Origin of the sequence: Pseudohongiella sp. SYSU M77423, assembly GCF_029911965.1 — a bacterium.
Classification (GTDB): domain Bacteria; phylum Pseudomonadota; class Gammaproteobacteria; order Pseudomonadales; family Pseudohongiellaceae; genus Pseudohongiella.
This window is the reverse complement of the sequence record NZ_JARYTH010000003.1, coordinates 313,474-326,023: the sequence shown is the minus strand read 5'-3', so window position 1 is coordinate 326,023 and position 12,550 is coordinate 313,474. Positions and strand designations below refer to the sequence as shown.

At 56.3% G+C, this 12,550-nt stretch carries 8 protein-coding genes; 3 read left to right on the top strand and 5 right to left on the bottom strand.

Annotated features, from left to right (window positions below; all coding sequences use genetic code 11):
• The first annotated feature begins 92 nt into the window (after positions 1 to 92).
• Entirely contained in the window at positions 93 to 2,318 is a 2,226-nt protein-coding gene (locus QGM61_RS09135) for a DUF6351 family protein (RefSeq protein WP_281132768.1), read from the top strand.
• On the opposite strand, the gene QGM61_RS09130 is transcribed toward QGM61_RS09135, so the two are convergent.
• The 4 genes from QGM61_RS09130 to QGM61_RS09115 all read right to left on the bottom strand — a co-directional run bounded on the left by QGM61_RS09130 (position 2,319) and on the right by QGM61_RS09115 (position 7,490).
• The gene (locus QGM61_RS09130; protein ID WP_237132076.1) at positions 2,319 to 4,280 is read right to left on the bottom strand and encodes a TRAP transporter permease; all 1,962 of its coding nucleotides are present in this window, start codon (positions 4,278 to 4,280) and stop codon (positions 2,319 to 2,321) included. It lies immediately after the preceding gene.
• Complete coding sequence (locus tag QGM61_RS09125) at positions 4,280 to 5,506, bottom strand: TAXI family TRAP transporter solute-binding subunit (protein ID WP_281132767.1); 1,227 nt, start codon at positions 5,504 to 5,506, stop codon at positions 4,280 to 4,282. Before QGM61_RS09125 ends, QGM61_RS09130 begins: the two co-directional genes overlap by 1 nt.
• Before the next feature lie 245 nt (positions 5,507 to 5,751).
• A complete protein-coding gene (locus QGM61_RS09120; RefSeq protein WP_281132766.1) occupies positions 5,752 to 6,126 on the bottom strand; it encodes a hypothetical protein in 375 nt (124 codons plus the stop codon).
• A gap of 182 nt (positions 6,127 to 6,308) precedes the next feature.
• Positions 6,309 to 7,490 carry an iron-containing alcohol dehydrogenase gene (locus tag QGM61_RS09115; protein WP_281132765.1) on the bottom strand — a complete coding sequence of 394 codons (1,182 nt, stop codon included), beginning with the start codon at positions 7,488 to 7,490 and terminating at the stop codon, positions 6,309 to 6,311.
• A 185-nt stretch (positions 7,491 to 7,675) separates the two neighbouring features.
• Between QGM61_RS09115 and QGM61_RS09110 the strand changes: the two genes are divergently transcribed.
• The gene (locus QGM61_RS09110) at positions 7,676 to 8,194 is read left to right on the top strand and encodes a (2Fe-2S)-binding protein (RefSeq protein ID WP_281132764.1); all 519 of its coding nucleotides are present in this window, start codon (positions 7,676 to 7,678) and stop codon (positions 8,192 to 8,194) included.
• Positions 8,191 to 10,428: a xanthine dehydrogenase family protein molybdopterin-binding subunit gene (locus tag QGM61_RS09105; RefSeq protein WP_281132763.1), complete on the top strand. Its 2,238-nt coding sequence runs from the start codon at positions 8,191 to 8,193 to the stop codon at positions 10,426 to 10,428. Before QGM61_RS09110 ends, QGM61_RS09105 begins: the two co-directional genes overlap by 4 nt.
• 55 nt (positions 10,429 to 10,483) lie before the next feature.
• Here the strand turns inward: QGM61_RS09105 and QGM61_RS09100 are convergent, their stop codons facing one another.
• Positions 10,484 to 12,451 carry a peroxiredoxin family protein gene (locus QGM61_RS09100; RefSeq protein WP_281132762.1) on the bottom strand — a complete coding sequence of 656 codons (1,968 nt, stop codon included), beginning with the start codon at positions 12,449 to 12,451 and terminating at the stop codon, positions 10,484 to 10,486.
• Positions 12,452 to 12,550: the final 99 nt, after the last annotated feature.

Here is a 12,550-nt window from a genome sequence, read left to right as displayed (position 1 = left end):
AGAGACGACAGGGTGTTCAGCTCGTCAGTTTGGTGTAAGCTGCCAAATAATTCAACCTAAACAATAACAACAGTAACACCGGGAGAACAGCCATGCCCCAGGCATTCACCACTTCGCGAACCCCTTCGATTCTGGCCCTTAGCATTGCCGGCCTGATGCTGACAGCCTGCTCTGGCCCAGAGCAAACGGCCACAGAGTCAGTCAATGTGCAGATGCTTTCGAGCGCGCCGCATCTGGTCACCGGTGGTTCAGCGCTGGTAGAACTTGTCTACGACAGCCAGGGCGCCCTGCCACAGATTCATGTCAATAATGATGCATTTACCTGGCCCGCTCCGGCAGATGCTGACGGTCTGCAGACCGCCAGAGTCCTTATCGAGGGTCTGAAAAACGGTGACAATGAGGTGCGGGTGACCGTTGGCGCGGCCCAGGCTGCCCTTACTCTGGTCAATTATCCGATAACCGGACCCGTCATCTCAGGCGAGCATCAACAGCCCTACCTGTGTCTTTCTGAACTCGCCCCGCGGCAGGCTGAGGACGGCAGTGAACAGCCGCGGCGCTTCGCAATCGGCAACGGAGAGTATCTCGAAACTAGTCAGTCCGCCGGCGACTGCTCTGTACCCACCCGGGTCGATTACCTGTACAAAAGCGTCTCAGACGAAGGCTTTCAGCCGCTGCAAGACCCGACCCGGGTACCCACCGATGTGGCTACCACTGAAACAACTTCAGGCCAGCAGCTACCATTCATCGTCAGACTGGAAACCGGCTCCATTAACCGGGCCATCTACCAGATTGCCACACTGTATCAGCACGGACAGACCGTGAGTGCCGTCGAGCCCGCTCCTGATGGATGGAATCAGAGACTGGTATACACCTTTGGTGGCGGCTGCGAGGCTGGCTATTTTCAGGGTACCAGCACAGGAGGCGTTCTCAGAGAGAGCATTCTGGCGAAAGGCTATGCCGTGGCATCGTCAACGCTCAATGTAAATGCCCAGGGCGGCTGCAACGATGTCCTGTCAGCAGAGACAGCCATGATGGTGAAAGAGCACTTCAGTAAGCACTACGGTGTGCCGGTGCACACGATCGGCAGCGGCGCCTCTGGCGGCGCCATGCAACAGTTACTGATAGCCGGCGCCTACCCCGGCATTCTTGATGGGCTTCTGGTAGGCATGACATTTTCGGATGCGGTCACATATTTCACAGATGCCCAGGAATGCAGCGGACCATGGCGCCAGTATGCAAACAATCCCGATAATGGCCTCGATGAAGCAACACGCACGGTGCTTGGCGGCTGGCCAAACTGGTATTTGTGCGATGAGTCGCTGGGGGATCGACCAGACCGAATTTCACCGTTCGACTGTCCCGCCGAAATTCCGCAGGCCATGCAGTATCATCCCGAGCAGAATCCGGACGGCGTTCGTTGCTCAATCTACGACGGCATGCGTAACATATTTGGAGAAAAGTCCTTTCCTTCGATTCCCACACAGCGCCAGGTAGCCCGCAGCCCGCACGACAACACAGGGGTGCAGTACGGACTGGAGGCACTGAACGCCGGCCGGATCACCAAACAGCAGTTTCTGGATATCAATGAGAATTTCGGCGGCTGGAATATCGACTATCAGCTGACCCCGGAACGCACACAAGGTGACCCGGACGCGATACGTATCGCCTATGAAACGGGACGAATCACCAGCGGAGATGCCGGTCTGGCACGTGTGCCCATCATTGACGATCGCCTCTACCTGGACGATCAGGGAAACTTCCACGCAAGCGTCTACTCGTTCACCACCAGGGCACGCCTGCAGCGGGATAACGGTCATGCTGATAACTATGTCATCCGACGCCATGGCAGCGAAATATCACTGGCGGATGAGAATCTGTCCCTGATGGATGAGTGGTTGAGCAATATCGATCGTGAGGACGAGTCGACCCCCTTGCTAGAAAGAATCGTGGCAGCACGCCCACCGCAATTGCTGGACGACTGCTTTGCCGCTGACGGCGAGCGAATTGTTGAGCCAGCACAGTTCGATACTCAGCAACTGTTTGACAATACTGCCGGACGCTGCAATCACTTGTATCCGCCACATGCGGGTCTGCGACTGGTGGCCGGCGGCCCTCTCAGCAATGACATCATGAAGTGCCAGCTTAAACCAATAGAGATCAGTGATTATGCGGTCACGTTTACTGATGCTGAGATGAATCGCCTGCAGAGCATATTCCCGGAAGGGGTGTGCGACTGGAGCCGGCCGGGCGTGGGACAAACCAGTACCCAAACCTGGTTATCCTTCGGGCCGTCTCCAGTCAATCGCTATCAGCCCTGATCAGGACAGGGCGCCCTTATTTTCAATAGCCTGTGACGGCCGTCTGCACAATAGGATGCCGACGGCCGATAGCAGAACGCCAGCGCCAAGCAGCGTCGCATCACCTACCGCCAGCCCGAAAGTCTCAAGGCCGGGCAAGGCAACTAAAATCCCACCCAGACCTGTCAGCAGGCGCCCGCCAGTGCCAGGCACCCCAGTACGATCCAGAAAACCCAATCCCGGCAGGTAGTCCTGCAAAGCTCCCGCAATCAGCACGATTCCAAGCGCCACAGTTGTCGTACCTGTTATCACCTGCCACCAGCTAGCTTCCAGGATCAATGCCGGATCGAGCACAAAAAAGAAGGGAATAAAATAGATCACACTTCCCAGACGCATGGCCTTGAAACCCGTGGTCAACGACGAAGCGCCAGCGATACTGGCCGCCGCAAACGCGCCAAGTGCCACAGGTGGCGTAATGAATGACAGCATGCCCCAGTACAGGATGAACAGGTGCACACTCATCGGACTGAGACCGCCCTGCACAAGCGCTGGCGCCAGCACAATGGCCAGAAAGATGTAGGCTGCAGTCACTGTCATGCCGATACCAAGTACAAAACTGGTCAGTGCGCCCATCAGTAGTAGCAACCAGATGGAGTCACCCGCCAGATATAACAGGTCATTAACCAGTGTGCCTGACAGCCCGGTGACGGAGAGGGCTCCAACAATCAGACCGACACCAGCCATAATGGCCAGCAGCTCCACGAGCAAGCGTCCAGCTGCCACCAGGAATCGACCTGTAGCCGCCAGGTTCCAGCGATGAACACGCGACAGTTGATTCAGTGCCAGCAGCATGCCTGTCGCAAAATACGGCGCAGCTGCTTCGCGCTGCATGACGATCAACAGGAAAATCAGGACTGCGAATGACGCGATGTAGTACCAGCCATCCCGAAACGTTTCTCCCAGTTTTGGCAATTGCTCGCGCGGCGTGCCTTTCAGGCCGGTGCGGGCAGCGTAGGCATCCACCTGCACAAACAGCCCAAAAAAGTACAGCAGCGCAGGTATTGCCGCCGCCAGTGCTACCGAGGTGTAGGGCACATTCAGAAATGTAGCCATGACAAACGCGGTGGAGCCCATGATTGGCGGCAGCAGCACGCCACCCGTTGAAGCACAGGCCTCGACCCCACCGGCGTAAGCTGGTGACATACCATCCTTCTTCATTGCCGGAATAGTCATCTGGCCAGTCGTTAAAACGTTAGTGATGACACTGCCGCTCATGGAACCCATCAGTCCACTGGACACGATGGCGACTTTGGCTGAACCACCTCTGACATGGCCAAACAGGGCAAACGCCAGGTTAATGAAAAAACGACCACCTCCCGTATGCTGCAAAGCTACACCAAAAATCAGGAAACCGATCACCAGTTGTGCAAAGGCTCTAAATGGCAGACCCAGGATACTCTCGATACTCATCACGTGGTACGAGGCAGTATTGGCCAGAGTTGATGACATTCCAGAGATCGGACCGGGCATCAATTCAGCAAAAACCGGATAAACTGAGAATACCAGCACCAGTCCAAACAGGGTTGTTCCACCGCAGCGACGCACGGCTTCCAGGGTCAGTGCCCAGAGCGCGTAAGCCATCCAGACCGCATGGGTCGGTGCGGCGAACTCCCAGCCATAGTCAAGCATGGTCTCTGCACTGAAAAAGAAGAAAGCACATATCCCAAACGTGACAAGCGACAGGATGATGTCGTACCAGTAGCGCCGAGCTTTGGCGAATGGGGGAAACACCAGAAAACTCAGCGGCAACAACAGCCCAAGCAGAGCATAGTAATAATGATTCTGAACAGTAATCACAAAATCCATCAGTGGCTGTTCAGAAAGCAGTCGCTGTGAATCCATGGCAAGGAAAATACACAGTATCGCTGACAGTGCCAGCAGCCAGCGTACCGCAACTGGCATCTCGGTTGTGGATCGCGACATCAGTCCCAGGTCTCCCATACAGGATCAAAACCGGCTGCCTCGAGCCGCTGGGCACGCAGCTGCTGCCAGTGCTCGCTGAACTCATCGCGGTCCCGGATACCGGCTGATTCTGCTTCCTCCCAGGCTTCGGCCAGCACACGCTGCCGTTCCAGCAATGACTGATTATGCGCATCCAGCTCGTCGGTCCAGACACCGATTTCACGCCAGTAGCGAACCGCACCCGCATGATAGGGAACAACCCAGTCAAACACCTGCCGCTCCAGCTGCCAACCTATTGCACCTGGGTCAGCGTCCTTGAAGTCATCGAAATTTTCATGAATCACTCGGGTCATCCAGTACACCATTTCTTCATCCTGGGTGGACTGGGCGATCAATGCGGGATAGGGATAGGTGCCTGCTTCCTGCGGTTGCTCGTCACTGATGCCGGGACCACGGGTTGCCATATGGCGCGTGAAGTATGGAGCTACCGAATGCATGCCCTGCCAGCATGCCTCATCATCATGAGGCGCAGGCAGCCAGGCAATACCTCTTGGCGAAGCTTCCAGACGCCGGGTCGGGCCGGACACTGTTGTGCCAAAGGCAACATCGACATCGCCATTGATGACGCCCTCCCACATGGCCTCGTAGCCAGGAAAGTCAACGCGTTCAACATCTTCCCAGGTCAAACCGCCGCAGGCCAGGTAGGCCTCCATGGAGATATTAAGCGCGGGCGCCGCCCTGACAAAGGGCACACGACGCCCGCGCAACTCTGCGAAACTGGTAACGCCGGTATCAGCCGCCACTGCAACAGCCTGATTACTCAGGCCGTTGGAGGTCATCAATAACTGCAGCGCCTGTGGGCCCCACTGGGGATCGGCGAATTGATAAACACCTTCCTGCGCAAAATAGGTCGCTACCCCGTTGGCAGAGAACTGGACGCGGTTGCTGACCAGAGGCAGTAGTCGCGACACATCATTCTGACCGGGGATGACCCGCAGCGTAATGTTGTAGCGGTCACGCAACATCGCACCAATCGCGACCGACTGATTGTATCCGGTTGTTCCTAGATTGTAGGCTGTCCAGGCCAGCTGGCGTGGCAACTCCGGTGAGGCGGGCTGCTGAGCCGATACTGTCCCGGCAAAACTCAGCGTCAGTATGAATGGCGCCAGCAGTGTAATGATGCCGCGAGGCCCCTTTGCCCTGTTACAGCGATTACGCAGCATGGCGCTGCATGGTGTGCGGTGCATCGCGACTCCCCCTGATAGTTCTTTTAATTGTGCACAGTACAAGCTTGTCATCGATGTCGATAACATCTAGTCAGAGGTTAGCAGGGACAACAGAGAAGTGAAAGAAATAGCGGAACGATCGGGCGCGGCGCAGGAGCAGGTGCAGGTGCAGGAGCAGGAGCAGGCAAACGTTAATTGTCATCGAAGCCGGGCCTCAGGCGAGACCCGGCTTCGATGTATTAGTGGCAAGCTGGACGCTAGACCAATCAGTTAGTGGCGCGACGACCAGTAACAGGGATCGGACCGAAGTCGGTATCAAACGAACCACTCATCATATCCCCGTCAACTGTGCCGGTGAAGGCCAGCGTCATGGAGGTACCCTGGGCGTCAATGTCGGTAGCAAATGACAGTGTGTCACCGGCGATCGCTACAGAGTGAATCGGGGATGAACCCATATCCTGCGAGCTCATGTTGCCAGTCAGATCTTCATTGATAGTCAGATCGGCGTTCATGGCACCAATGGGTGTATCGATGGTAATTACCCACTCACCCACTGCCGGGTGCGGGCCTGTACCAGCACAGGCTGCCAAAAAGAGTGCTACCAGCATACCCGCTACCAGCTTTCCTGTTTTATTGATCATTATGAGTTCCCCTTCTTTTCAATAAGCATAAAATTAAGATAATTGCTGTACCACATCGCTAAATATGCGGCCCTACTTTGATCCCGAATGGCGCGGCCGTCAACGCCTAATTCGTTGAATTAGACGATTTCCGTGACAGATACCTGGCAGTTTCCGAAAACCGCCAATCGTTCACAATTTTTCTACCAGGCTAACTCCAGTATTTGCATGACCTCATCTGATGATTGGATGCTGCGTGGATTGTTGCGCACGACCGGATGTCGCGCAGCAGACTCTGCGATCCGCGCCAGCTGCTCTCTGCCGACGCCCAGGTCCCGTAGGCTGGCTGGCAGATCCATGCCTCTAACCCAGTCCTGCAGCCAGTCTCCCAATGGTGTCTCGCCGGCACCCATCGCCTCAGCCATTTCACGTTGTTGAATGACTGTTTCCTGCGCATTCCATTTGAGCACCGCGGGCAACATGACACAGGACGTATACCCGTGCGGCACACCACATTGTGCGCCCAGAATATACCCAATGCCATGACTGGCGCCATGGCGCACTTTTCCAAGCGCGGCACCCGCCAGCCACACAGCATGCTGTAAAACTGTCCGCAGCTCATCGTCCTGCGGTGATCGCAGGACATCAGGCAACGACTTTGAAAACAGTCTCATGGCGGCCAGGTACTGCCCCTGCAGGTACGGATAGGCATCCGCAGAGCAGTAACCCTCCACAGCATGATCCAGTGACCTGACAGCTGTAGACAGCCATAACCACATTGGGGTGTGCTGAGCCAGGTGCGGGTCGTAAATAATGGCACGTGGACTCAATCCAGCACCGCGATATCCTTCTTTACTGGCTGTTACCGGATTCAGAATGCCAGCATTCTCGCTGAACTCGGCGCCAGACAGGGTACTGGGTACGGCGATCTGGCAAACAGCACTCCTGGACGATTTATCAGCCGAGGCTCCATAAAGATCTCCCGTACTGCCATCTCCGCGTCGAGCATAACGCAGCAGCTCATCTTCGTCCTGAATATCAGCGTTCAGGCAAAGCTGGATAAGCTTGCAGGCATCCATAATGGATCCGCCCCCGATCGACAGCAGCACATCAGCATCGTGCTGTCTGGCCATCTGCATGGCCTGCCAGACAGCCGGTCTGGGTGAGTGCGCCGGAATTCCATCATGACAGGCTACCAGTCGGTCACCTATGATGCTTCTCAGCTGTTGTTCCAGATTCAGATTGCGTTGCAGCGTTGCAGAAACAAACGCCATTACCCGATTCGCGGACTGCCCGCTGCGTTCCAGTTGCCCAAGCGTGACCGGCAATGATTCAGCCAGCGACATGCCAAAGCTTACCTGTGCGAGGGTAGTCTGAATATACATTCCGGCCTTCACGCAACTGCCCTCATACATGCACGGTTTGCGGCACCTGCAGCTCTGTCTGCCGCATAAAAATATCCTGCAATCCCGCGAAAATTGAAGCAATTCATATTCTGCTATATTCTCTTATCTTCCCTGACACGAATACCTTTCTTAAGCACCCGAAACATTACTTGCCGAGGCCCTCAATGATCGAGCTCACTATCAACGGACAGCAACACTCGCTGGACATCGAACCGGAGATGCCCCTGCTCTGGGCGCTACGCAACGAGCTGGGACTGACCGGCACCAAATTCGGCTGTGGTATTGCCGCCTGCGGCGCATGCACAGTGCATGTGGACGGCCGCGCCGTGCGCAGCTGCGTAACACCCGTCAGCGCTGTGCAAAACACAAACGTTACCACCATCGAAGGACTGGCCCATAGTGCCACTAGTCATAGTGCCGGACAGAGCTCCGTCAGCGCTGCGCGCACAGATGTGCAGAATGCCTGGATCGAGCATCAGATTCCGCAATGCGGATACTGTCAGTCTGGCATGATCATGGCAGTCAGCGCTCTGCTTGACAGCCAGCCCGACGCCAATGAAGAGGCCATAAAAAACAGTCTTAGTAATGTATGCCGATGTGGCACTTACCCGCGCATCAGTCGAGCTGTGCGCGATCTGATCGCGGCAAGACAGGCCAGCCGCAGCCAGGAGGAAACCGTATGAAACTTAATCGTCGTCGTTTTCTGCTTGGCACCGCCCTCGCCGGTGGCGCTCTGCTGGTAGGTTACGCTGCCAGCCGTCCAAGCCGTCAAAGTCTCGCGAATGAAAATCACGCCGCACAGGGCCAGACATTTCTGACCACCTGGTTGCGAATAGATCCGGACAATCAGGTTACCGTCATCGTGCCCCACTCCGAAATGGGGCAGGGCGTACTTACATCGCTGCCTATGATGGCTGCCGATGAACTTGATGCCGACTGGAACCTGGTCCGCGTTGAGCAGGCACCGGTAGATGACCTGTTTGCCAACGGCGTCCTGATCAAAGGCTTCGCCGCCTCAATGGGCTTCAGCGTGCCCGCTCTGCTTGATCGCGGTATGGACGCTCTGACATTGAAAGCCGCTGAAATCATGAACATGCAGATCACCGGCGGCAGCAGTTCAGTCCGCTTCACCGGAGAGATGGGTATGAGGACAGCCGGTGCGGCAGCCCGACAGATGCTGGTGAGGGCTGCTGCCGAGCAGTGGCAGGTACGCGAGGACGAGATTCAGGTCGCCAACAGCGTAATTTCGCATCCCGGATCAAACCGTACCGCGAACTTTGGAGAAATGGCGGCGCTGGCTGCCACTTATGAACCACCTCGCAGTCCGGTACTCAAGCGCCCCGAGCAATTCACGTTGATGGGCCGGTCCCTTCCACGCGTCGATATTCCAGCCAAGGTAGATGGCACTGCCCAGTTCGGGATCGACGCCCGGCCAGAAGGCATGCTTTATGCCGCCGTTACCACAGCGCCGGTATTCGGTGGCCAGCTGCAGCGGGTGGAAAATATTGATGCCGTCATGCAACGCCGCGGCGTGGTCCGAGTGGTCGAACTGGAAGACGCCGTGGCTGTTGTCGCCGACAATTACTGGCGCGCCAGTGAGGCTTTGAAGCAGCTGGTCCCGCACTTCACCAGCACCGAACACGATCAGCGCTCCAGTGCCGACATCTTTGCAGAATATGATGCCGCGCTTGAATCTGGTGAACGTAATGAAGACGTTGCCGTCGGAGACGCGTCCGGGGCGCTGCAGAGCGCTGCCAGCGTTGTTGACGCCAGCTATCGCGTACCCTATCTGGCTCATGCCGCCATGGAGCCAATGAATTGCACCGTTCATTTTGCGAATGGCCGCTGTGAGGTCTGGACCGGTACGCAGGACAATCTGGGCATTCGGGGTCAGGTCGCCAGCGCCGCCGGGCTGGATGAGACAGAGGTGACAGTGCACCCATTTTACCTGGGTGGTGGCTTTGGTCGGCGTTTGCCAACATCAACCAACACCATTATTCAGGCAACACAGATCGCCCGGCAGTTTGACGTGCCCGTGCAGACCCTCTGGAGCCGTGAGGAAGATACCCGCCACGACTATTACCGTCCAGCGGTTGCCAGTCGTTTCCGCGCCGGTTTCGATAACGACGGGAAGCTGATCGCGTGGGAAAATGCCTACATCGGCAAGAATGAACCCGCCGAGGCAGCTCATATTGCCTACCAGATTCCCAACCAGAAAATCGATTATGTGGAAAGCCCGACGCACGTGCCATTTGGTGCCTGGCGAAGTGTGGCGCACTCCCAGCACACATTCTTCCTGGAATCGTTTACAGACGAACTGGCCTGGCAGCAACAACGCGACCCTCTTCAGTTCCGTCTGGACTATCTCAGCGACAAACCCCGACACCAGCGGGTGCTTCGAGAGGCTGCGAGTCGGGCTGGCTGGAACACACCACCGCAGGCTGGCCGCGCGCGCGGCATCGCCCTGCAGGAAAGTTTTGGCAGCATTGTTGCCGAGGTTGCTGAAGTCAGCCTGACCGAGGCGGGTGAAGTGAAAGTTGAAAAAGTGGTCTGTGCCATTGACTGCGGACGAGTGGTGCACCCCGACAACGCTGCATCGCAGGTTGAAAGCGGGATCATCTATGGATTGACCGCAGCACTTTATGGCCAGATCACAATTGAGGAAGGCAAAGTCAAGGAAAGCAACTTCCATGACTACCCAATGTTACACCTGGCACAGTCGCCGGAAATTGAGGTTATAATTCTGGAAACGGAGGGTGCCCCGGTCGGCGGTCTTGGTGAGCCAGCCACCCCGCCAATTGCCGCTGCCGTCACCAATGCACTGTACGCATTGACGGGTCAGCGGGTCAGGGAGTTGCCGTTGCGGCACTATCAGTTTTTGCCAACACCGGAAGAGCGTGGCGGGAATCGCGCCTGATCAGAAAAGATAGAAGGGTCGATGGTCGCGCATTGCGGCCACCGACCCTCTGGAGTCACTCAACCAGGGAGCGGTTCTGTGACATTCCAGTCTGAACCATAAACTGACGGAACTGGTCAAAATCCAGCCCACCCGACTTGTCCTTGTCCAGAATGGTGAACGGCAGAACCATGGACTGACGGGCACCCTCGGGCATTTCTGTCAGGGCAATCTGCCCATCCATGTTGGTGTCCATGTAACCCATGACTATGGAAGTCATGTAGTCATCCACATTGATCTCGAAATCATTTTCGCCGGGCTCGGCGTAGCGGAACGAAACGCCACCATAAAGCATCTCTTCCCAGGTCTGCTCACCAAAGGTGACATCCACGCTGGGATCAGGGTTGCTGAGATTTGCCGTGGAGTTATCGTAGGTCGTCCGGTGAATGATCTTGGTACCGGCTGGCGCTTCGATAGGATCTTTGAACTGGAAGTAACGCTGCCAGTTGAAATCGTAATCAGGCGACGATAGCACCACTTCCTCACGACCATCCGGATAACGGATCGCAAACTCGGACGCCCGGCCTCGATAGTGCGCATGCGGGAACAGGGCATAAATCACTGCATCACGCTGCAGCTCGAAGTAGGCTTCAGCCTGGTGCTCAGCCTCGCCTGCCGGAATCTCCAGCTCCAGGTTCAGAATCGAGTAGTGCTGAAGTACATGCTCCGGCGGTTCGTCCGCGAAATAAAGGCCGATACGCGTCTGGTCGCTGGTTGCACGGCCATAGGTTGTGTAATGCATCTGCGTAAAGAAGGAGCTGTTGGCAGGTACGTAAACACCCGTGTCTTCTGGGTAAATGTAGGTTTCATTACCTGGTACGAACGTCATTAACTGCGGCTGGAACAAAGACTCTCCACTGTCAGAGTCAGCGCCCAGCGTGGAGCTGGCACCAAAGGTTGCAATCGCGTGATGTACAACCTGACGATCGCCGGGTGATATCTGCACCGCCTTCACCCAGACGTCTCTGTCCAGAGGGTTTTTAACCTCAAAGAACTGGTAATCCAGCACACCAGTTGCAGGGATATCAAAGGCAGGTAAATCAACAATCAGATCTGGCTCGCCAAGCTCCCATTCCGTTTCTGCTGCCGGAATCTGCGTCAAGGGGTCTGCCCCTTCGCCACGCGGTGAACCTGCATCTATCCAGCCGACCAGCTGTCGCTTCTCATCAACGCTCAGGCTCAGATCATGTTCAAACTCACCAATTTCCGGGTCTGCGTGCCACGGTGGCATACGGCGCGTGAGTACCGTTTCCCGAATCATCGGTGAAAAGCCCTGCACCATGGCATGGCTGGTCATTGCCCAGGGAGCTATGCCACCAGTGCGATGACAGTCCGCACATTTTTCTATCAGCATTGGCGCAATCGTGTCGCTGTAGCTTGCAGTAGCAGGCTGCGCTGCGTGCCGAGGCAATGGCATTGCATCCGTCATGGCCACCTCGCGGTAGTCTCCGGGCTGCTGCTCCAGCAACTGGGCCACAGAAGCCCTCAGTTCCGGATGCACAGAGCCATCAGCAGCCAGTGCAGGACCGCGATATTTGACTTCCCAGCGATTGGGATCAATCACCAGCGTTTCGCCTACCAGATCGAGCTGATAAGTATGCGCAATCAGTCCGGCATCGTCTGCCAGGATTGGTAATTCAATATTCTGCTGCTCGGCATGCGCCAGCAGTGTTTCCCGGGCCGTGTCCGGGACGGGGTTGATCAGCGCAATCGGAACTCCGCGCTCCAGCCATGGCTGCGCCTGCAGAGTCCGGGCGACCTCTGCTGACTGCCCGGTATCGTGACTGTGTGCCGACAGGATGACGGCGCGGCGTTGACCGTAATAGTGGAGATTGAATGCCTTGCCATGTTGATCCATCAAGGTGAAATCAGCAGCGCGCATCGCGTCCTGATCGCTCGATTGGGCCACCGCTGGGGTGACCGCCAGCGCCAGCATCATGCAGCTGGTCGTCAGCAGGGAATTCAGGGTGTCAGAAAACTTCATGGGAAAACCTCTTACCCAGAACAACAAAAATGAATGGATTCATACACGTTGTACTACAACAGAGACCGCCCATAAACGTCAATCGGTCAAAAGTCACGC

Bases quoted from the DNA above. Each gene is read 5' to 3' on its own strand.
- QGM61_RS09100 (WP_281132762.1), bottom strand. From the start codon at position 12,451: ATGAAGTTTTCTGACACCCTGAATTCCCTGCTGACGACCAGCTGCATG.
- QGM61_RS09135 (WP_281132768.1), top strand. From the start codon at position 93: ATGCCCCAGGCATTCACCACTTCGCGAACCCCTTCGATTCTGGCCCTT.
- QGM61_RS09115 (WP_281132765.1), bottom strand. From the start codon at position 7,490: ATGTATATTCAGACTACCCTCGCACAGGTAAGCTTTGGCATGTCGCTG.
- QGM61_RS09110 (WP_281132764.1), top strand. From the start codon at position 7,676: ATGATCGAGCTCACTATCAACGGACAGCAACACTCGCTGGACATCGAA.
- QGM61_RS09105 (WP_281132763.1), top strand. From the start codon at position 8,191: ATGAAACTTAATCGTCGTCGTTTTCTGCTTGGCACCGCCCTCGCCGGT.
- QGM61_RS09120 (WP_281132766.1), bottom strand. From the start codon at position 6,126: ATGATCAATAAAACAGGAAAGCTGGTAGCGGGTATGCTGGTAGCACTC.
- QGM61_RS09125 (WP_281132767.1), bottom strand. From the start codon at position 5,506: ATGCACCGCACACCATGCAGCGCCATGCTGCGTAATCGCTGTAACAGG.
- QGM61_RS09130 (WP_237132076.1), bottom strand. From the start codon at position 4,280: ATGTCGCGATCCACAACCGAGATGCCAGTTGCGGTACGCTGGCTGCTG.